The sequence below is a fragment of the Hydrogenophaga sp. GW823-FHT04C09 genome, from assembly GCF_058796355.1.
Map to the genome: position 1 here is coordinate 93,595 of NZ_JBXAIO010000009.1, position 19,489 is coordinate 113,083.

Annotated in this window: 17 protein-coding genes; 3 read left to right on the forward strand and 14 right to left on the reverse strand. The window is 66.8% G+C overall.

All coding sequences use genetic code 11. The features are described 5' to 3' along the window. Positions 1-2: 2 nt before the first annotated feature. From AC1Q9M_RS22090 to AC1Q9M_RS22155, 14 genes are all read right to left on the reverse strand, one after another. Positions 3-2,675, reverse strand: a complete 2,673-nt coding sequence (locus tag AC1Q9M_RS22090; RefSeq protein ID WP_492435776.1) for a FimV/HubP family polar landmark protein — start codon at positions 2,673-2,675, stop codon at positions 3-5. A 260-nt stretch (positions 2,676-2,935) separates the two neighbouring features. Beyond that, complete coding sequence (gene asd / locus AC1Q9M_RS22095) at positions 2,936-4,063, reverse strand: aspartate-semialdehyde dehydrogenase (RefSeq protein WP_444687176.1); 1,128 nt, start codon at positions 4,061-4,063, stop codon at positions 2,936-2,938. A 78-nt stretch (positions 4,064-4,141) separates the two neighbouring features. Continuing rightward, positions 4,142-5,230: a 3-isopropylmalate dehydrogenase gene (gene leuB, locus AC1Q9M_RS22100; protein ID WP_382155946.1), complete on the reverse strand. Its 1,089-nt coding sequence runs from the start codon at positions 5,228-5,230 to the stop codon at positions 4,142-4,144. 30 nt (positions 5,231-5,260) lie between these two features. Further along, entirely contained in the window at positions 5,261-5,911 is a 651-nt protein-coding gene (leuD, locus tag AC1Q9M_RS22105; protein ID WP_382321201.1) for a 3-isopropylmalate dehydratase small subunit, read from the reverse strand. Between the two features lie 15 nt (positions 5,912-5,926). After that, entirely contained in the window at positions 5,927-6,088 is a 162-nt protein-coding gene (locus tag AC1Q9M_RS22110) for an entericidin EcnAB (protein ID WP_291114172.1), read from the reverse strand. Between the two features lie 40 nt (positions 6,089-6,128). Next, a complete protein-coding gene (leuC, locus tag AC1Q9M_RS22115; RefSeq protein ID WP_492435780.1) occupies positions 6,129-7,550 on the reverse strand; it encodes a 3-isopropylmalate dehydratase large subunit in 1,422 nt (473 codons plus the stop codon). A 29-nt stretch (positions 7,551-7,579) separates the two neighbouring features. Further along, positions 7,580-8,506 (reverse strand): LysR family transcriptional regulator, encoded by a 927-nt coding sequence (locus AC1Q9M_RS22120; RefSeq protein ID WP_444687174.1) that lies wholly within the window; start codon positions 8,504-8,506, stop codon positions 7,580-7,582. 160 nt (positions 8,507-8,666) lie between these two features. Further along, entirely contained in the window at positions 8,667-9,977 is a 1,311-nt protein-coding gene (locus tag AC1Q9M_RS22125) for a citrate synthase (protein WP_382328418.1), read from the reverse strand. After that, complete coding sequence (locus tag AC1Q9M_RS22130; protein WP_291119968.1) at positions 9,974-10,285, reverse strand: FAD assembly factor SdhE; 312 nt, start codon at positions 10,283-10,285, stop codon at positions 9,974-9,976. The genes AC1Q9M_RS22125 and AC1Q9M_RS22130 overlap by 4 nt, the downstream gene beginning before the upstream one ends. A gap of 19 nt (positions 10,286-10,304) precedes the next feature. Beyond that, entirely contained in the window at positions 10,305-11,009 is a 705-nt protein-coding gene (locus AC1Q9M_RS22135; RefSeq protein WP_291119971.1) for a succinate dehydrogenase iron-sulfur subunit, read from the reverse strand. A 40-nt stretch (positions 11,010-11,049) separates the two neighbouring features. Then, positions 11,050-12,855 carry a succinate dehydrogenase flavoprotein subunit gene (gene sdhA, locus AC1Q9M_RS22140; RefSeq protein ID WP_382321193.1) on the reverse strand — a complete coding sequence of 602 codons (1,806 nt, stop codon included), beginning with the start codon at positions 12,853-12,855 and terminating at the stop codon, positions 11,050-11,052. A gap of 4 nt (positions 12,856-12,859) precedes the next feature. Next, positions 12,860-13,225: a succinate dehydrogenase, hydrophobic membrane anchor protein gene (gene sdhD, locus AC1Q9M_RS22145; RefSeq protein WP_291119976.1), complete on the reverse strand. Its 366-nt coding sequence runs from the start codon at positions 13,223-13,225 to the stop codon at positions 12,860-12,862. Between the two features lie 20 nt (positions 13,226-13,245). Continuing rightward, complete coding sequence (gene sdhC, locus AC1Q9M_RS22150; protein ID WP_382321192.1) at positions 13,246-13,677, reverse strand: succinate dehydrogenase, cytochrome b556 subunit; 432 nt, start codon at positions 13,675-13,677, stop codon at positions 13,246-13,248. 154 nt (positions 13,678-13,831) lie between these two features. Continuing rightward, a complete protein-coding gene (locus AC1Q9M_RS22155) occupies positions 13,832-14,629 on the reverse strand; it encodes a GntR family transcriptional regulator (RefSeq protein WP_444687173.1) in 798 nt (265 codons plus the stop codon). A 171-nt stretch (positions 14,630-14,800) separates the two neighbouring features. On the opposite strand from AC1Q9M_RS22155, the gene AC1Q9M_RS22160 reads away from it, so the two are divergent. The 3 genes from AC1Q9M_RS22160 (at position 14,801) to acnB (ending at position 19,478) form a co-directional block, all read left to right on the forward strand. Continuing rightward, positions 14,801-15,787, forward strand: coding sequence for a malate dehydrogenase (locus tag AC1Q9M_RS22160; RefSeq protein WP_297403047.1), 987 nt, complete (start codon positions 14,801-14,803; stop codon positions 15,785-15,787). 18 nt (positions 15,788-15,805) lie between these two features. After that, complete coding sequence (locus tag AC1Q9M_RS22165) at positions 15,806-16,810, forward strand: HpcH/HpaI aldolase/citrate lyase family protein (protein ID WP_492435784.1); 1,005 nt, start codon at positions 15,806-15,808, stop codon at positions 16,808-16,810. A 67-nt stretch (positions 16,811-16,877) separates the two neighbouring features. Next, a complete protein-coding gene (gene acnB, locus AC1Q9M_RS22170) occupies positions 16,878-19,478 on the forward strand; it encodes a bifunctional aconitate hydratase 2/2-methylisocitrate dehydratase (RefSeq protein ID WP_492435786.1) in 2,601 nt (866 codons plus the stop codon). Positions 19,479-19,489: the final 11 nt, after the last annotated feature.

Consider the following 19,489-nt stretch of genomic DNA (forward strand, 5'->3'; position numbering starts at 1 on the left):
CGTCAGGCCAGATCGGCCAGGAAAGTCCCTGCCTTGGCCTTGAGCGAACCCGAGGCTTCGGCCAGCACTTCCTCCGCCAGCGAACGCGCACCCTCGAAGTCGCCAATGGCGCGGAATTCCTCCGCCAGCGACAGCTTGGTCTCCAGCGGATTTTCTTCCGTCAGGCGGCCGGCCGAGGTGGCGTCGTCTTCCACGGGCGGCGCGCTCAGGTCGAGGTTGAGGTGGTTCAGGTCGAACGACAGCATGTCGGCCGCCGCCGGGGGCGGGGTCTGGGGGCGGTGGTCCGCCGCATGCGAGGTGTCCAGGTCGAGGATTGGGCCGTCGTCGAACGACAGCGAGTCGATGTCGGGTGCCGGGGTGCGGTCCATGGCTTGCACCGGCTCGGGCGCATGCTCCTGCAGCGGGGCGGGGCCGGACGGGAAGTCCAAGTCGAAGTCCATCGACATGGACGACGGCGGGCCATCCTTCGCGTCCGCAGGGGCATTGGTCAGCGCCTCGGTCATCTTGAGGTCGTCCATGCTGGACATGCCCGCTTCCCGGGCGGCCAGCGGAGCGGCGTCCGAGGGTTCGTCGAGCGAAAAGTCCAGATCCAGGTCGAGATCGCCCAGGCCGGACGGCGGGGCTTGCTTGCCGGGCTCGTTCAGCGTGCTGGCGCCAAAGGGCATGGTGTTCAGGCCGGCACCCGCGATGCCCGCCGTGGCCGCGACCTTCACGGCCGGGCTGCCGCCGGGTTGGTACAGGGGGTTGGAGGGATCCAGTTCCTTGCCAAGTTCGCAGGCGTGTTCCCATTCCGGGCCCTGGCCTTGCGTGAGGTTGTAGGCCTCCGTAGCCACCACCTCGAACGCGCGCGCATCGCGGCGCTTGGCGTAGATTTCCAGCAGCTTGTTGTGGATGGCCACGCGCGTGGGCGTGCTGCGCATCGCTTCCTTGAGGATTTCCTCGGCCTGCAGGTCGCGACCGTAGGCGAGATACACGTCGGCTTCGGCGACCGGATCCACATCACCTGCCGCATCCAGCTGGCTGGGCGAGTACACCATGGACGAGCCGGAGGCCACGGATTCCGCGGTGTCGATGCGCTGACCACCGCTGGAGCCGAAGAACGAATCGGGTTGCAGGCGGCTTTCCAGGAAGGAGCTGTCGACGCTCGAACCGTGCTTGCGCTGGCGGATGCGATAGAGGCCCAGGCCGGCCAGCAAGGCCAGCAGGCCGCCCGCCACAGGCAGGGCCAGCGGGTTGTCGCGCAACTGGTCGAAGAACGAAGGTTCGTCGGGCAGCGGCGTGGGCACCGGCAGCGGAGGCTTCACCGGAGCTGGGGTGGTGGAAGGCGCGGCGGCCGCTGGGGCCTCGGCCGGCGGTGCGGCCGGCGCCGGGGCTTCTGCCGCAGGCGCGGCGGGTGCGGGAGTTGCCTCGGTCGGCGCGGGTGCGGTGGGCACGGTCACCGTGGGGGCCGGTGCCGGAGCGGGCGCAGGGGCCGCCGCTGCAGGCGCTGCCGGTGCCGGCGCGGCAGCAGGAGCCGCCGGTGCGGGCGCAGGGGCGCTGCCGCCACCCAGCTTGGACAATTCCTCGATGTTGCGCGAGAGCTCAGCCACGCGCGAGGAAGCTTCCTTGGCCTGGCGTTCCTTGGCGATCTTGTCTTCGTTGGCGGCCTGGCCTGGTGCGGCTTCCTTGGACAGCGTCAGCTTGTCGGCGGCCGGTGCGGCGGGCTTGGCTTCCTTGACTTCGGTCTGCACCTGGCCGGCGGCCTGCCGATCGGCGGCGGCGACACCCGCCTCGGGCGCGCTGCCCGCGAGGCGGCGGCGGAATTCATTGAAATCGCGGCTCTGGGCCGTGATGGTCTGGCGTGCATCACTCGGCGCGATGGCGCTGGCTTCCGTTGCGCTGGGCAGGTCAAGCACAACGCCGGCCTTCATGCGGTTGACGTTGCCCGAGATGAAGGCGTTGGGGTTCTGTCGCAGCATGGCCACGAGCATCTGGTCCAGGGACACGTCCGCTGGCTTGTTGGCGGCCGCGATGCCGCCGGCGGTGTCACCGGCTTTGACGCGGACCTGGCCTCCACCCGCGCTGCTGGGAGCGGCCGGCGCAGGCGTGGGCCGCGCCACCGGTGCGGGTGCCGGGGCAGGTGTGGGTGCCGCAGCGGCCGGCGCCGGGGTCGCGGCTCGGGGTGGCTGCACCTGAGGCTGGGCGACGCTGGGCGCGGGTGCCGCAGGGCGTGGCGCTGAGGCGGCCGGGGCGGCAGACACGCCCGGCGCCACGGGCACCGGCTGAGGCGCGGCCGCGCGCAGATTCGGTGGGTCGAAGAGCAGGGTGTAGTCGCGAACCATGCGGCCGGACGACCAGTTGGCCTCGACGATGAGGTCCACAAAGGGCTCAGTGACCGGGCGCGAACTGGTCAGGCGCAGGTAGGCACGGCCATCGGCGCGCCGTTGCAGGCTGATCTGCAGGGTCGCCAGCGCGGCGTTGACGTCCACGCCCGCCGCCCGGAAGGTATCGCCGGAAGCCAGGCCCACCCGCAGGCTGGCGGCTTCTTCCGCATTGATGTCCGGCACGTCGATCTCGGCCCGCAGCGGTTCGCCCAGGGCTGACTGCACCACCACACGACCGAGTGCCAAGGCCTCGGCATCGCTGTGGTGCACGAGGCCCGCACACAGCACCGCCGCCGCAGCGACCGCATGCAACCGCGCGAGACCTCGTAAACCCGTGCCGGGAGGCACTGGGCGGGTCTGTTGGGATGGGGTGTGGCGGGAGATGGATGGCACTTTGACCTCGACGTAAAAAACCGAGAATTGACCTTAACATCAACGGATTACAGTGACAAGCTGAGAATCCGCTTGAGTTTCTTCGTCGACCCTCTGTCGTCGCGGGGCGGGTTGTTGCGTTGCAGTGGCGCAACGTGAACAACCACACCCTTCATCCATCGATGCCATCCCCGGATGGGTCAGGCCTCGAGCAGGATGCGCAGCATGCGGCGCAGGGGTTCTGCCGCGCCCCAGAGCAGTTGATCGCCGATGGTGAAGGCGCCCACGTACTCCGGGCCCATGGCCAGCTTGCGAACACGGCCCACCGGGATCGTCATGGTGCCCGTCACGGCCACCGGGGTCAGGTCCTGGATCGTCGCTTCGCGCGTGTTCGGCACCACTTTCACCCAGGCGTTGTCGGCCGCGATCATGGCTTCGATATCGGCCACGGGCACGTCCTTCTTGAGCTTGAAGGTGAGGGCCTGGCTGTGGCAGCGCATGGCGCCCACGCGCACGCAGAAGCCGTCCACCGGGATGGCCGGGATATTGAAGCCTTCCCCCATGCCGAGGATCTTGTTGGTCTCGGCCATGCCCTTCCACTCTTCCTTGGACATGCCATTGCCCAGGTCCTTGTCGATCCAGGGGATGAGCGAGCCGCCCAGTGGCACGCCGAAGTTGGCGGTCTCGGCGCCCGAGAGCGAGCGCTGCTTGGCGATCACCTTGCGATCGATCTCCAGGATGGCGCTCTTGGGGTCGTCCAACAGGGCCTTGACCTCGGCGTTGAGCGTGCCGTACTGCGTGAGCAACTCGCGCATGTGCTGGGCACCACCGCCGGAAGCCGCCTGGTAGGTTTGCGTGCTCATCCACTCCACCAGGCCCGCCTTGTAGAGCGCGCCCACACCCATGAGCATGCAGCTCACGGTGCAGTTGCCACCGATCCAGTCCTTGCCGCCCTGGGCCAGGGCGTTCTGGATGACGGGCAGGTTGACCGGGTCCAGGACGATGACGGCGTTCTTGTCCATGCGCAGCGTGGACGCGGCGTCGATCCAATGGCCGTTCCAGCCGGCGGCGCGCAGCTTGGGGTAGACCTCGCTGGTGTAGTCGCCGCCCTGGGCGGTGATGACGATGTCGCAGCGCTTGAGGGCCGCGATGTCGTGCGCGTCCTGCAGCTGGGTTTCGTTTTTCGCCATCGCAGGGGCTTTGCCGCCCGCGTTGGAGGTGGAGAAAAACAGCGGTTCGATCAGGTCAAAGTCGCTCTCCGCGACCATGCGGTCCATCAGCACGGAACCGACCATGCCGCGCCAGCCAACGAGTCCTACGAGTTTCATGTCAACGCCCTTCAGTTAAAAAAACCGTTTTGCCCCGGCTCGTCTGGCCGGGGAGGGGCGTGACGAACCGGAGCTGTATCAGCCCTTGGTAATGGTTTTGGTGATGGCGGCCACGACGGCATCGCCCATGCCGCGGGTGCTCACCTTGGTCGTGCCCTCCGACCAGATGTCCGTGGTGCGCAGGCCGGACGCGAGCACGCTGCTGACCGCAGTTTCAATGCGGTCGGCGGCTTCGGTCTGGTTGAACGTGAATCTGAGCATCATGGCAGCGGACAGTATTGTAGCCAGAGGATTGGCCAGGTTCTTGCCGGCGATGTCCGGCGCGCTGCCGTGGCTGGGTTCGTACAGGCCCTGGTTCTTCGTGTTGAGCGAGGCCGAGGGCAGCATGCCGATGGATCCGGTGAGCATGGACGCCTCGTCGGACAGGATGTCACCGAACATGTTGCCGGTGACGACCACGTCGAACTTCTTGGGCGCGCGCACCAGCTGCATGGCGGCGTTGTCCACGTACATGTGCTCCAGCTCCACGTCGGGGTACTGGGCGTGCACCTCGGTCACCACGTCCTTCCAGAACTGAAAGGTTTCGAGCACGTTGGCCTTGTCGACGCTGGTCACCTTCTTGTTGCGCTTGCGTGCGGCCTGGAAGGCCACGTGGGCGATGCGCTCGATCTCGGGCTTGCTGTAGCGCATGGTGTCGAAGGCTTCCTCCGCGCCGGGGAAGTGCCCGTCGGTGGCGGTGCGCCGGCCACGGGGCTGGCCGAAGTAGATGTCGCCGGTCAGCTCGCGGATGATGAGGATGTCCAGGCCGGAGATCAGTTCGGGCTTGAGGCTGGAGGCGCCCACCAGCTCGGGATAGCAGATGGCCGGGCGGAAGTTGGCAAACAGGCCAAGGTGCTTGCGCAGGCCCAGGATGGCTTGTTCCGGGCGCAGCGGGCGGTCCAGCTTGTCGTACTTCCAGTCGCCCACGGCACCGAAGAGCACCGCGTCGGCGTCCATCGCCAGTTTCAGGGTGGACTCGGGCAGCGGGTGGCCGTGGGCCTCGTAGGCCGCGCCACCCACCAGGGCGGACTCCATTTCGATCGGCAGCTCGAGTGCCTGAAGGACCCTGACCGCTTCGGCCACGATTTCGGTGCCGATGCCGTCACCCGGAAGAACTGCGATTTTCATGTGATGTGAAGTTGGAGTCGAGAGAAATGCTCAGGCCGCCATCGTGTGCGCGAGCCAGGGCTTGGTCGCCAGGCGCTCGGCTTCGAAGGCCGCGATCTTGTCCTTGTAGCGCAGCGTGAGGCCGATGTCGTCCAGCCCGTTGAGCAGGCAGTACTTGCGGAACGCCTGCACGTCGAAGGGGATTTCCTCGCCCTGCGGCTTGACGATCACCTGGCGCTCCAGGTCGATGGTGAGCTGGTAGCCGGGGAAGGCCGCGACTTCATCGAACAGCTGGGCCACCTGCGCCTCGGGCAACTGGATGGGCAGCAGGCCGTTCTTGAAGCAGTTGTTGAAGAAGATGTCGGCGTAGCTGGGCGCGATGATGGCGCGAAAACCGTACTGGTCGATGGCCCAGGGCGCGTGCTCGCGGCTGGAGCCGCAGCCGAAGTTCTTGCGCGCCAGCAGCACGGACGCACCGGCGTAGCGCGGCTGGTTGAGCACGAAGTCGGGGTTGGGCTTGCGGCTGGCCGGGTCCTGGCCCGGTTCGCCCTTGTCGAGGTAGCGCCACTCGTCGAACAGGTTCTCGCCGAAGCCGGTCTTGCGGATCGACTTCAGGAACTGCTTGGGGATGATGGCGTCGGTGTCGACGTTCTCGCGGTCCATCGGGGCCACGAGGCCCTTGTGGAGGGTGAATTTCTGCATGGTGATGTGTGCCTGTTATTTGGCGATGTCCTGGACCTTCTCGCCGGCTTTTTCAATGCCCTTGCCGGCCGCCTGGCCGGCTTGCTTGGCGTCCTGCTTGACGCCGGTCCAGGTGTTGCACGCGGCCAGCGTCAGCGAGAGGGCGAAGGCGGCTGCGATCCATGCAATGCGTTTCATGTGAATCTCCTGAGGGTGGTTGCGGGGGAAGGAGGAAGGGTCAAGCGAAGGTGCGCACGTCCACGAAGTGGCCGTGCACCGCGGCCGCGGCGGCCATGGCGGGGGACACCAGGTGGGTGCGGCCACCAGCGCCCTGGCGGCCTTCGAAGTTGCGGTTGCTGGTGGAGGCGCAGCGCTCGCCCGGCTCCAGCCGGTCGGCGTTCATGGCCAGGCACATCGAGCAACCGGGCTCGCGCCACTCGAAGCCCGCCGCCTTGAAAATCTCGTGCAGGCCTTCGCGCTCGGCCTGGGCCTTCACCAGGCCGGAACCCGGCACGACCAGCGCCAGCTTGACGTTCTTGGCCACCTTCTGGCCGAGCTTCTTCACCACGGCGGCGGCTTCGCGCATGTCTTCGATGCGGCTGTTGGTGCAGGAACCGATGAAGACCTTGTCGACGAAGATGTCGTTGAGCGGCTTGCCGGGCGACAGGTCCATGTAGGTCAGCGCGCGTTCGATGGCGCCGCGCTTGTTGGCGTCCTTTTCGCGGTCGGGGTCGGGCACCGAACCGTCGATGCCGAGCACCATCTCGGGCGAGGTGCCCCAGGTGACCTGCGGCACGATCTGCGAGGCGTCGAGTTCGACCACGGCGTCGAACGTCGCGTCGGCGTCGGACTGCAGGGTCTTCCAGTAGGCCACGGCCTGGTCCCATTCCACGCCGGTGGGCGAGAGCGGGCGGCCCTTGACGTATTCGATGGTCTTGTCGTCCACCGCCACGAGGCCGGCGCGCGCGCCGCCTTCGATGGCCATGTTGCACACCGTCATGCGGCCTTCCATGCTGAGCGCGCGAATCGCCGAACCGCCGAACTCGATGGTGTAGCCCGTGCCGCCGGCCGTGCCGATCTTGCCGATGATGGCCAGCACGATGTCCTTGGCGGTGCAGCCCTTGGCGAGCTGGCCGTCCACGCGCACCAGCATGTTCTTGGCTTTCTTGGCCAGCAGGGTCTGCGTGGCCAGCACGTGCTCGACCTCGCTGGTCCCGATGCCGTGGGCCAGGGCGCCGAACGCCCCGTGGGTGGAGGTGTGGCTGTCGCCGCAGACCACGGTCATGCCCGGCAAGGTGGCGCCGTTTTCCGGGCCGATCACGTGCACGATGCCCTGGCGCTTGGACATGAAGGGGAAGAACGCGGCCGCGCCGAATTCGGCAATGTTGCTGTTCAGCGTGGTGATCTGTTCCTTGCTGACCGGGTCGGTGATGCCGTCGTAGCCGAGTTCCCAGCCGTTGGTGGGCGTGTTGTGGTCGGCGGTGGCCACCACCGAACTCACGCGCCAGACCTTGCGGCCAGCCTGGCGCAGGCCTTCATAGGCCTGGGGGCTGGTGACTTCGTGCACCAGGTGCCGGTCGATGTAGAGCACGGACGTGCCGTCCTCTTCGGTGTGGACAACGTGTTCGTCCCAGATCTTGTCGTAGAGCGTGCGTGGCATGGCGTGGGTCTTGTCGTGGAGGAAGGATTTTAGGCCGCCTGACGGACATCGGCGGCACTGAGGTGATCCACCAGCAGGCGTGCGCTGGCGGGCAGGCTGGAGAAATCGCGGGCCACCAGCACCAGCTGGCGCTGGGCCCAGGGATCGGTCAAGGGCACGGCCTGCAGCGCATCGCCGGTGCTCAGCAACTGGAAGGCGCGCTCGGGCATCACGCCCACGCCCAGGCCGTTGGCGATCATGCGGCACATGGCGTCCAGCCCGGTCACGCGGATGCGCACGCGCACGGTGGTGCCGGCCTGGGTGGCGGCCTGGTGCGTGGCCAGGTGGATGGAGCTGTTGGCGTGCAGGCCCACATGATCGAAGGGCAGGGTGGCTTCGAAGGGCACGGGTCCGCCGCTGGCCAGCGGGTGCCCGCGCGGCACCACCAGCGCCAGGCTGTCGCGCCGGTAGGGCAGGCTTTGCAGGCCAACGGTGCCCATGGCGCCGTTGCACAGGCCGAGGTCGGTGGCGCCTTCCTTCACCGCGCGCAACACCTCGGGGCTGAGGTGCTCCTCCAGATCGATCTTGATCTGGGGGTGTTGGCGCGCGAAGGCGCCCAGGTCTTCGGGCAGGAACTGCACGATGGCCGAGATGCTGGCGTGCACGCGCACATGCCCGCGCACGCCATCGGCGTACTCGGCCAGTTCGATCTGCATCTTCTCCAGACCGAACAGCACGGTGCGCGCGTGGTGCAGCAGGCCCTCGCCCGCGGGCGTGAGCCGCACGCCCCGCGCATGGCGGTGCAGCAGCGTGGTGCCCAGCGCGCTTTCCAGGTCCGACAGGCGCTTGCTGATCGCCGAGGCGGCGATGAACTCCCGCTCCGCCGCGCGGCCGATGCTGCCCAGCTCGCACACGGCCACGAAGAGCTGCAGCGAGGTGAGGTCGATCTGGCGGGCGAAATTGCGTTCGGAGAGCATGGGGGGTTGGCTTCTCGTTTGGAGAGGCCGAGAAAGGATTTTCCCTCAGATAGTGAGTCTATGACATCGTCAAGGACGATGGCTGGCTTGCCGCTCTGCGCAGGCCGGAGGCGAAAAAAAGCCCGCCGGGCGGCGGGCTTTCAGGGGGGGCGGACGCCGATCAGCGGTTGGCCAGCGGCTTGACGTCGCGGCGCACCGAGCCGGTGAACAGCTGGCGCGGACGGCCGATCTTGTACTCGGGGTCGCTGATCATCTCGTTGAGCTGGGCGATCCAGCCGACGGTGCGCGCCAGCGCGAAGATGCCGGTGAACAGGTTGACCGGGATGCCGATGGCGCGCTGCACGATGCCGGAGTAGAAGTCCACGTTCGGGTAGAGCTTGCGCGAGACGAAGTACTCGTCTTCCAGCGCGATCTTCTCGAGTTCCTTGGCCAGCTTGAACAGGGGGTCGTTTTCCAGGCCCAGTTCCTGCAGCACTTCGTTGCAGGTTTCCTGCATCAGCTTGGCGCGCGGGTCGTAGTTCTTGTACACGCGGTGACCGAAGCCCATGAGCTTGACGCCGGAGTTCTTGTCCTTGACCTTCTCCATGAACTCGCCAACCTTGGAGACGCCGCCGTTGCGCTGGATGTCTTCCAGCATGTTCAGGCAGGCCTCGTTGGCGCCGCCGTGGGCCGGGCCCCACAGGCAGGCCACGCCGGCCGCGATGGCGGCGAACGGGTTGGTGCCCGACGAGCCGCACAGGCGCACGGTGGAGGTGGAGGCGTTCTGCTCGTGGTCGGCGTGCAGGATGAAGATGCGGTCCAGCGCGCGCTCGAGCACCGGGTTGACCTGGTACTCCTCGCAGGGCGTGCCGAACATCATGCGCAGGAAGTTGCCCGAGTAGCTCAGGTCGTTCTTCGGGTACATGTAGGGCTGGCCGATGCCGTACTTGTAGGCCATGGCCACCAGCGTGGGCATCTTGGCGATCAGGCGGATCGCGGCGATCTCACGGTGCTTCGGGTTGTTGATGTCCGTGCTGTCGTGATAGAAGGCCGACAGGCCGCCGACCAGGCCGGTGAGCACGGCCATGGGGTGGGCGTCACGGCGGAAGCCGCGCAGGAAGAACTGCATCTGCTCGTTGACCATGGTGTGGTTGGTCACGAGCTTGTGGAAGTCGCCCCGCTGCGATTCGTTCGGCAGCTCGCCGTTGAGCAGCAGGTAGCAGGTGTCGAGGTAGTCGCACTGCGTGGCCAGCTGTTCGATGGGGTAGCCGCGGTACAGCAGCTCGCCCTTGTCGCCATCGATGTAGGTGATGGCCGACTGGCACGAGGCCGTGGACAGGAAGCCCGGGTCGTAGGTGAACATGCCGGTCTGCGCGTAGAGCTTTCGGATGTCGATCACGTCCGGACCGATGTTGCCGGCGTAGACCGGCAGGTCGACGCTGGGGCTGCCGTTGGAGAACGACAGGGTGGCTTTGTTGTCTACGAGTTTCATGCAGGTTCCTCGGATGATGAGAGAGGTCGCAGGCCGCGCAGCAGTGCAAGCACTTGCGTCACGTCCGCGCGTTCGAGATCGCCTTGGAGGGGCTTTCGACCGAGCAGCAGATCCAGCAGGTCGTTGTCGGACAAGTCCATCAAGAGCCCGAGTGCATCGGCTTGGCGCACGGTTAAGCCAGATTCGTGCCTGGCGAAGAATCGCTCGATGAACAGATCGTTCTCGAGCAGGCCACGACGACACCGCCAGCGCAGCTTGCTCAGCGCGCGCTCGTCCAGCAAGGCATCCTGCAGGGGGGTGTCGGTCATGGGGTTCGGGGGTGGGCGCTCAGACAGAGCGCAGCACCATCATTTCCTTGATCTTGCCGATGGCCTTCGTGGGGTTCAGGCCCTTGGGGCAGACGTCCACGCAGTTCATGATGGTGTGGCAGCGGAACAGGCGGTACGGGTCTTCCAGGTTGTCCAGGCGCTCGCTGGTGGCTTGGTCGCGGCTGTCGGCGATGAAGCGGTAGGCCTGCAGCAGGCCTGCGGGGCCGACGAACTTGTCCGGGTTCCACCAGAAGCTCGGGCAGCTGGTGGAGCAGCTGGCGCACAGGATGCACTCGTACAGGCCGTTGAGCTCTTCGCGCTCTTCGGGGCTCTGCAGGCGCTCCTTCTCGGGCGCCACGGTTTCGTTGATCAGGTAGGGCTTGATGCTGTTGTACTGCTTGAAGAACAGCGTCATGTCCACGATCAGGTCGCGCACCACCGGCAGGCCGGGCAGCGGCTTGAGCACGATGTCGCCCTTGAGCGTGTTCATGTTGGTCAGGCAGGCCAGACCGTTCTTGCCGTTGATGTTCATGGCGTCCGAGCCGCACACGCCTTCACGGCACGAGCGGCGGAACGAGATGGAGGGATCCACCGCCTTGAGCTTCATCAGGGCGTCGAGCAGCATGCGCTCATGGCCATCGAGTTCGACTTCGATGCTCTGCATGTAGGGCTTGGCGTCCTTGTCCGGGTCGTAGCGGTAGATCTTGAAGGTGCGTTTTGCCATGGTTTGTTCTCCGTGCGTCGTGGGTGCTGGGTGAAGGGGCTCAGAAGGTGCGGACCTTCGGGGGCACCGACTCCACGGTCAGGGGCTTGAGGTTGACAGGCTTGTAAGTCAGGCTGTTGTCGGCGCTGTGCCACAGCGTGTGCTTCATCCACTCCGCGTCGTTGCGGCCCAGGGGGAACTGCGCGTCGTCGGCCGGGCGCTCGTAGTCGTTCACCGTGTGGGCACCGCGGCACTCGCGGCGCGCGGCGGCCGAGGTCATGGTGGCCTGGGCGCATTCGATCAGGTTCTCCACTTCCAGCGCTTCGATGCGCGCGGTGTTGAACACCTTGGACTTGTCCTTGAGCGTGATGGCGGCGACGCGAGCGCGCATCGCGTTGATCTTGACCACGCCTTCGTCCATGCTGGCCTGTGTGCGGAACACGCCGGCGTGCTGCTGCATGGCGGTGCGCAGGTCGTTGGCCACGTCCTGCGAATACTCGCCATCGGTGGCGTTGTCCAGGCGGGCCAGGCGGGCCAGCGTCTTGTCCGCCGCGTCGGCAGGCAGGGGCTTGTGGATCTTGTTCTTGTTGTTGTACTGGACGATGTGGTCACCAGCCGCCTTGCCGAACACGAGCAGGTCGAGCAGCGAGTTGGTGCCCAGGCGGTTGGCGCCGTGCACGCTCACGCAGGAGCATTCGCCCACGGCGTAGAGGCCGTTGACCACCTTCTGGTTGCCCTGGCCGTCCGGAGTCACCACCTGACCGTGGATGTTGGTCGGGATGCCGCCCATCTGGTAGTGGATGGTGGGCACCACGGGGATGGGGTCCTTGGTGATGTCGACGTTGGCGAAGTTGTGCCCGATCTCGTAGACCGAGGGCAGGCGCTTCATGATGTCGTTGACGCCGATGTGCGTCATGTCGAGGTGGATGTAGTCCTTGTTCGGACCGCAGCCGCGTCCTTCCTTGATTTCCTGGTCCATGCAGCGCGAGACGAAGTCGCGCGGTGCCAGGTCCTTCAGCGTGGGCGCGTAACGCTCCATGAAACGATCGCCGTTGACGTTGCGCAGGATGGCGCCTTCGCCGCGGCAGCCTTCGGTCAGCAGCACGCCCGCGCCGGCCACGCCGGTGGGGTGGAACTGCCAGAACTCCATGTCCTGCAGCGGGATGCCGGCGCGCGCCGCCATGCCCAGGCCGTCACCGGTGTTGATGAACGCGTTGGTGGAAGCCGCGAAGATGCGACCGGCGCCGCCGGTGGCCAGCAGCGTGGTCTTGGCTTCGAGGATGTAGGTCTCGCCGGTTTCCATTTCCAGCGCGGTCACGCCGACCACGTCGCCGCTGGCGTCGCGGATCAGGTCCAGCGCCATCCATTCGACGAAGAAGGTGGTGCGGGCCTGCACGTTCTGCTGGTACAGGGTGTGCAGCATGGCGTGGCCGGTGCGGTCGGCCGCGGCGCAGGCGCGCTGCACCGGCTTCTCACCGTAGTTGGCGGTGTGGCCGCCGAACGGGCGCTGGTAGATCGTGCCGTCGGGGTTGCGGTCGAACGGCATGCCGAAGTGTTCGAGCTCGTAGACGACCTTGGGGGCTTCACGGCACATGAACTCGATGGCGTCCTGGTCGCCCAGCCAGTCGGAGCCCTTGATGGTGTCGTAGAAGTGGTAGTGCCAGTTGTCCTCGTTCATGTTACCGAGCGAGGCGCCGATGCCGCCCTGGGCCGCCACGGTGTGCGAGCGCGTGGGGAACACCTTGGAGAGCACGGCCACCTTGAGGCCGGCGCGCGCGAGCTGCAGCGAGGCGCGCATGCCGGAGCCGCCGGCGCCGACGATGACCACGTCGAACTGACGCTTGGGAAGGGATGCGGATGCGGTCATGGCTTCAGAGCCTCCAGAGAACTTGAACGGCCCAGCCCAGGCAGGACAGGAGCCAGACGATGGTGAAGACGTGCAGCACGAGGCGGATGCCGGCGGGCTTGACGTAGTCCATCCAGATGTCGCGCATGCCGACCCACACGTGGTAGGCCAGGGCCAGGAAGACGGCGAAGGTCAGCGCCTTCATCCACTGTTGGGCGAAGATGCCGGCCCAGCTCTCGTAGCCGATGGGGCCGCTGATGAACAGCACCTGCAGCAGCACGATCAGCGTGAAGATCGCCATGAGGGCGGCGGTGATGCGCTGGGCGAGCCAGTCGCGCAGGCCGTAGTGGGCGCCGGTGACGACGCGCTTGGAACCGTAGTTGACGGACATGTTCAGTTTCCTCGTCGCTATCAGTACAGGCCGAACAGCTTGGCGCCCAGCACCAGCGTGAGGCCGATGCTCAGCACCAGCGTGACGATGGCGGAAGAGCGGCCGAATTCCTTGCTCACCGCATGGCAGGCGTCCATGTACAGGTGGCGGACGCCGGCGATCAGATGGTGCAGGTAGGCCCAGATGATGGACAGCACCACGAGCTTGAAGAACCAGCCCGGCACGAAGCCGATGCCGGCGGAAAACGCCGAGCTGAAACGTTCGAAGGACAGCTCGGACGACACGGAGGTGTCGAACAGCCAGACGATCAGGGGGAGCAGGATGAACATCAGGCCGCCGCTGGCGCGGTGCAGGATCGACACCCAGCCTGCCGGAGGCAGGCGGTAGGTGGTGAGATCCTTGAAGGCGTTGATGTTGCGGAACTCGGGCCGCTTCTTGGTCAACTCGGTCATGGTGGGGCTTTCTTCCGGGGAGGGAGGGGTCGTCGCGGCTTGGTAACTCGTTGGTAACTATTGCCAAGGCGCGTCAAATTCTATTGCAATGCACCAAACCGCAGTCCGGCACTCGGACGCTCCCCGATATCCGGGGCTCCGGCTGGGTGCGCCATCAGCTCAGCTCGTTGTGGTAATGGCGTGCGTCGGTGCGGTAGTAGCCGCGGCGCAACTCCATGGGTTCGTCGTTGTAGGTGTAAGCCAGGCGTTCCACGCTCAGCAGCGGGTGCCCGGGCGCGACGTCCAGCAGGGTGGCGGTGTCTTCGTCGGCGCTGACCGCCTTGATCTTTTCCACCGCGCGCACCATGCGCACGCCGAACTGCGTTTCGAACAGGGCGTACATCGGGCCCTTGTCTTCCGACAGCGCCTCGATCGTCAGGCCTTTGAAGGGGCCGCCCGGCAGCCAGAGTTCTTCCACGATGGCGGGGATGCCGGCGAACGCCAGCACGCGCTTGACCTGCAGCACAGCGTCGCCCGTGCGCAGGGCCAGCTGGCGCGCCACCTCGGCCGGCGCGCGCAGGCGGCGGCATTCGACGATGCGGCGCTCGGCCGGCCCCTGGTCTTCCAGCGTGCCGGTGTCGGGCAGCAGGCGCAGGAAGCGGTACTGGATGTGTTGCTCGGCGTGGGTGGCCACGAAGGTGCCTTTGCCTTGGCGGCGCACCAGCAGGTTGTCGGTGGCGAGTTCGTCGATCGCCTTGCGCACGGTGCCCTGGCTCACGCGAAAGCGCGCGGCCAGGTCGAATTCGCTCGGGATCATGTCGCCCGGCTTCCACTCGCCCGCCTGCAGGCTGCGCAGGATCAGGGTCTTGATCTGCTGGTACAGCGGGCTGAAGGCCGGCGCGGTGTTCTCGAACACGGGGGCGCCGGCCTCTGCAGGTGCCGCGTCGGTGGGATTCTGGGGTGAGGTGGCCATGCGTTTGCGGGCGCCATCGGGAGGGCGCTCATGGCTTCAATCATATCTTATATAAGACATAAGACAAATTGACGTATCAGGGTTTGCGAGGGTACACTCACGGGCTGTCCAGGGGGTTCGCCCGCCTCGTCATTTCTCTCTTCCCCAACGTCCTTTTCCGGAGTTTTCACCATGAACAAGAAGCCCGTTCGCGTTGCCGTCACCGGCGCCGCTGGCCAGATCGGTTACGCCCTGCTGTTTCGCATCGCCTCCGGCGAGATGCTGGGCAAGGACCAGCCCGTGATCCTGCAGCTGCTGGAAATTCCGGACGAGAAGGCCCAGAAGGCGCTCAAGGGCGTGATGATGGAGCTGGAAGACTGCGCGTTCCCGCTGCTGGCCGGCATGGAAGCCCACAGCGACCCCATGACCGCCTTCAAGGACACCGACTACGCCCTGCTGGTGGGTGCCCGTCCGCGCGGCCCCGGCATGGAGCGCGCCGACCTGCTGGCCGCCAACGCCCAGATCTTCACCGCCCAGGGCAAGGCGCTGGACAAGGTCGCCAGCCGCGACGTCAAGGTGCTGGTGGTCGGCAACCCCGCCAACACCAACGCCTACATCGCCATGAAAAGCGCGCCCAGCCTGCCGCGCGAGAACTTCACCGCCATGCTGCGCCTGGACCACAACCGCGCCGCCAGCCAGATCGCCGCCAAGACCGGTGGCAAGGTCGGCGAGATCGAGAAGCTCACCGTCTGGGGCAACCACTCGCCCACCATGTACGCCGACTACCGCTTCGCCACCATCGGCGGCAAGAGCGTGAAGGACGCGATCAACGACCAGGTCTGGAACGCCGACACCTTCCTGCCCACCGTGGGCAAGCGCGGCGCCGCCATCATCGAGGCGCGCGGCCTGTCGTCGGCCGCTTCGGCCGCCAACGCCGCCATCGACCACATGCGCGACTGGGCCCTCGGCTCCAACGGCAAGTGGGTCACCATGGGCGTGCCCTCCAATGGCGAATACGGCATCCCCAAGGACGTGATCTTCGGCTTCCCGGTCACCACCGAAGGCGGCAAGTACAAGATCATCGAAGGCCTGGAGATCGACGCCTTCTCGCAAGAGCGCATCAACAAGACGCTGGACGAGCTCAAGGGTGAGCAGGACGGCGTCAAGCACCTCCTGTAATCGGCTGGTAACCGCGCCTTGGCTCCGATCCATCCTCGCCACATCCTGCTCGGTGCCCAGGCCGGCGCGTTCGCGCTGCCGGTCTGCGACCACTACAGCGGGGTGGAAGCCCGGATGCGCAAGAGCCTGGCGCTGCAGGCCGAGATGGCCGAGGAGTTCGGCACCTGCGTCTTCGACGTCACGCTGGATTGCGAGGACGGCGCGCCCGTGGGCGGCGAGGCCGAGCACGCCGCGCTGGTGACCGAACTGGCCCTGGCCGCGGCGCCCGAGGCGCGCGTGGCGGTGCGCGTGCACCCGGTGGACCACCCGGCGTTCGACGCCGACGTGGCCACCATCGCGGCGCGCGCCGGCCATCGCCTCGCGCACCTCATGGTGCCCAAGGTCGAATCGGTCGCCGACGTGCAGCGCGCAGCGGACGCGCTCGACGCCGCTGGCGCCCGGGCCTTGCCCCTGCACGTGCTCGTCGAGTCCCCCGCGGCGGTGCACCGCGCGTTCGACATCGCCGCCCACCCCCGGGTGCAGAGCATCAGCTTCGGCCTGATGGACTTCGTCTCGGCGCACGGCGGCGCCATCCCGGCCGACGGCATGAGCGCCGCCGGCCAGTTCTCGCACCCGCTGGTGCTGCGCGCCAAGCTGGAGATCGCCTCGGCCTGCCATGCGCACGGCAAGGTGCCCTCGCACTGCGTGGTGACCGAGTTCAAGCACCTGGATGCCCTGCAGCAGGCCGCCCGCCAGGCCGCCCGCGAGCTCGGTTACACGCGCATGTGGAGCATCCACCCTGATCAGATCCGCCCCATCCTGGCCGCGTTCGCGCCCCAGGCGAGCGAGGTTGACACCGCCGCCGCCCTCATCGAGCGCGCCCTGGCCGCCGACTGGGCGCCGGTGCAGTTCGAAGGCCGCCTGCACGACCGGGCGAGCTACCGCTACTTCTGGCAGGTGCTGGAGCGCGCGCACCAGACCGGCCTGCCATTGCCCGACACGGTGCAAGCCCACTTCGCCGAACCCGCCGCCCTGCGGCATTGAGCTTGCTTGGCAACCGTCCCCACCTGTTTTCTGCCCCACGAATTTCACATCCCCACTGGAGAACCCCATGTCCACCTTCCTCACCGACTACCGCGCCCACGCCGCCGAACGCGCCGCGCTGGGCATTCCTCCGCTGCCGCTGGACGCCAAGCAGGTTGCCGACCTGATCGAGCTGATCAAGGCACCGCCGGCCGGTGAGGACGCCTTCCTGCTGGACCTCATCACGCACCGCGTGCCGCCCGGCGTGGACGACGCGGCCAAGGTCAAGGCCAGCTTCCTGGCCGCCGTGGCGCATGGCGACGTGAAGGTGAGCCTGATCTCCAAGTCCAAGGCCACCGAGCTGCTGGGCACCATGGTGGGCGGCTACAACGTGCACCCGCTGATCGAACTGCTGGACGACGAGGAAGTGGCCAGCGTGGCGGCCGAGGGCCTGAAGAAGACGCTGCTGATGTTCGACTTCTTCAACGACGTGGCCGAGAAGGCCAAGGCCGGCAACCTCAAGGCCCGCCAGGTGATGCAGAGCTGGGCCGACGCCGAGTGGTTCACCAGCCGCCCCGAAGTCGACAAGACCATCACCGTGACCGTGTTCAAGGTGCCCGGCGAAACCAACACCGACGACCTCTCGCCCGCACCCGACGCCTGGAGCCGCCCGGACATCCCGCTGCACTACCTCGCCATGCTGAAGAACACGCGCGAAGGCGCGGCCTTCAAGCCCGAGGAAGACGGCAAGCGCGGCCCGATGCAGTTCATCGACGACCTGAAGAAGAAGGGCCACCTCGTGGCCTACGTGGGCGATGTGGTGGGCACCGGCTCCAGCCGCAAGTCGGCCACCAACAGCGTGATCTGGGCCACCGGCCAGGACATCCCCTTCGTGCCCAACAAGCGCTTCGGTGGCGTCACGCTGGGCGGCAAGATCGCTCCCATCTTCTTCAACACCCAGGAAGACTCGGGCGCGCTGCCGATCGAAGTGGACGTGAGCAAGCTCGAAATGGGCGACGTGATCGACATCCACCCCTACGACGGCAAGATCACCAAGGGTGGCGCCACGTTGGTCGAATTCCAGCTGCGCAGCGACGTGCTGTTCGACGAAGTGCGCGCCGGCGGCCGCATCAACCTGATCATCGGCCGCTCGCTCACCGCCAAGGCGCGTGAGTTCCTGGGTCTGCCCGCCAGCACGGTGTTCCGCCTGCCGCAGGCACCCGCCGAAACCAAGGCCGGCTTCACCCTGGCGCAGAAGATGGTGGGCCGCGCGGTCGGCCTGCCCGAAGGCTTCGGCGTGCGCCCCGGCACCTACTGCGAACCCAAGATGACCACCGTCGGCTCGCAGGACACCACCGGCCCGATGACGCGCGACGAACTGAAGGACCTGGCCTGCCTGGGCTTCAGCGCCGACATGGTGATGCAGTCCTTCTGCCACACCGCCGCCTACCCCAAGCCGGTGGACGTGAAGACCCACCGCGAGCTGCCCGCCTTCATCAGCAACCGCGGCGGCGTGGCCCTGCGCCCGGGCGACGGCGTGATCCACAGCTGGCTCAACCGCCTGCTGCTGCCCGACACCGTGGGCACCGGCGGTGACTCGCACACCCGTTTCCCGATCGGCATCAGCTTCCCCGCCGGCTCCGGCCTGGTGGCCTTCGGCGCCGCCACCGGCGTGATGCCGCTGGACATGCCCGAATCCGTGCTGGTGCGCTTCAAGGGCCAGATGCAGCCCGGCGTGACCCTGCGCGACCTGGTGCACGCGATCCCGCTGTACGCGATCAAGGCCGGTCTGCTGACCGTGGCCAAGGCCGGCAAGATCAACATCTTCTCGGGCCGCATCCTGGAAATCGAAGGCCTGCCGGATCTGAAGGTCGAACAGGCCTTCGAGCTGAGCGACGCTTCGGCCGAGCGCTCGGCCGCCGGTTGCACCATCAAGCTCAACCCCGAGCCGGTGAAGGAATACCTCACCAGCAACGTGGTGCTGATGAAGAACATGATCGCCCAGGGCTACGCCGATGCCCGCAGCCTGAAGCGCCGCATCGAGAAGGTGGAAGCCTGGCTGGCCAACCCCAGCCTGCTCGAAGCCGACAAGGACGCCGAGTACGCCGCCGTGATCGAGATCGACCTGGCCGACATCAAGGAACCCATCCTCTGCTGCCCGAACGACCCCGATGACGCCAAGACCCTGTCCGACGTGGCCGGCACCAAGATCGATGAAGCCTTCATCGGTTCGTGCATGACCAACATCGGCCACTTCCGTGCCGCGGCCAAGCTGCTGGGCGGCCAGCGCGACATCCCCGTCAAGCTGTGGGTCGCGCCGCCGACCAAGATGGACGAGAGCGAGCTGATCAAGGAAGGCCACTACTCGGCGTTCGGCACCGCCGGTGCCCGCACCGAAATGCCCGGCTGCTCGCTGTGCATGGGCAACCAGGCGCAGGTGCGCGAAGGCGCGACCGTGGTGTCCACCTCCACCCGCAACTTCCCGAACCGCCTGGGCAAGAACACCAACGTGTACCTGGCCTCGGCCGAACTCGCGGCCATCGCCTCCAAGCTGGGCCACATCCCCACCGTGGCCGAGTACCACGAAGCCATGGGCGTGGTGAACAAGGACGGCGCGGCGATCTACCAGTACATGAACTTCGACCAGATCGAGGAGTACGCCGAGGCCGCGAAGGGTGTGACGGCGTAAAAGGGACCCCC

Coding starts and splice junctions, on each gene's coding strand:
- asd (WP_444687176.1), bottom strand. CDS start 4,063: ATGAAACTCGTAGGACTCGTTGGCTGGCGCGGCATGGTCGGTTCCGTG.
- leuB (WP_382155946.1), bottom strand. CDS start 5,230: ATGAAAATCGCAGTTCTTCCGGGTGACGGCATCGGCACCGAAATCGTG.
- leuD (WP_382321201.1), bottom strand. CDS start 5,911: ATGCAGAAATTCACCCTCCACAAGGGCCTCGTGGCCCCGATGGACCGC.
- AC1Q9M_RS22110 (WP_291114172.1), bottom strand. CDS start 6,088: ATGAAACGCATTGCATGGATCGCAGCCGCCTTCGCCCTCTCGCTGACG.
- leuC (WP_492435780.1), bottom strand. CDS start 7,550: ATGCCACGCACGCTCTACGACAAGATCTGGGACGAACACGTTGTCCAC.
- AC1Q9M_RS22120 (WP_444687174.1), bottom strand. CDS start 8,506: ATGCTCTCCGAACGCAATTTCGCCCGCCAGATCGACCTCACCTCGCTG.
- AC1Q9M_RS22125 (WP_382328418.1), bottom strand. CDS start 9,977: ATGAAACTCGTAGACAACAAAGCCACCCTGTCGTTCTCCAACGGCAGC.
- AC1Q9M_RS22130 (WP_291119968.1), bottom strand. CDS start 10,285: ATGACCGACACCCCCCTGCAGGATGCCTTGCTGGACGAGCGCGCGCTG.
- AC1Q9M_RS22135 (WP_291119971.1), bottom strand. CDS start 11,009: ATGGCAAAACGCACCTTCAAGATCTACCGCTACGACCCGGACAAGGAC.
- sdhA (WP_382321193.1), bottom strand. CDS start 12,855: ATGACCGCATCCGCATCCCTTCCCAAGCGTCAGTTCGACGTGGTCATC.
- sdhD (WP_291119976.1), bottom strand. CDS start 13,225: ATGTCCGTCAACTACGGTTCCAAGCGCGTCGTCACCGGCGCCCACTAC.
- sdhC (WP_382321192.1), bottom strand. CDS start 13,677: ATGACCGAGTTGACCAAGAAGCGGCCCGAGTTCCGCAACATCAACGCC.
- AC1Q9M_RS22155 (WP_444687173.1), bottom strand. CDS start 14,629: ATGGCCACCTCACCCCAGAATCCCACCGACGCGGCACCTGCAGAGGCC.
- AC1Q9M_RS22160 (WP_297403047.1), top strand. CDS start 14,801: ATGAACAAGAAGCCCGTTCGCGTTGCCGTCACCGGCGCCGCTGGCCAG.
- acnB (WP_492435786.1), top strand. CDS start 16,878: ATGTCCACCTTCCTCACCGACTACCGCGCCCACGCCGCCGAACGCGCC.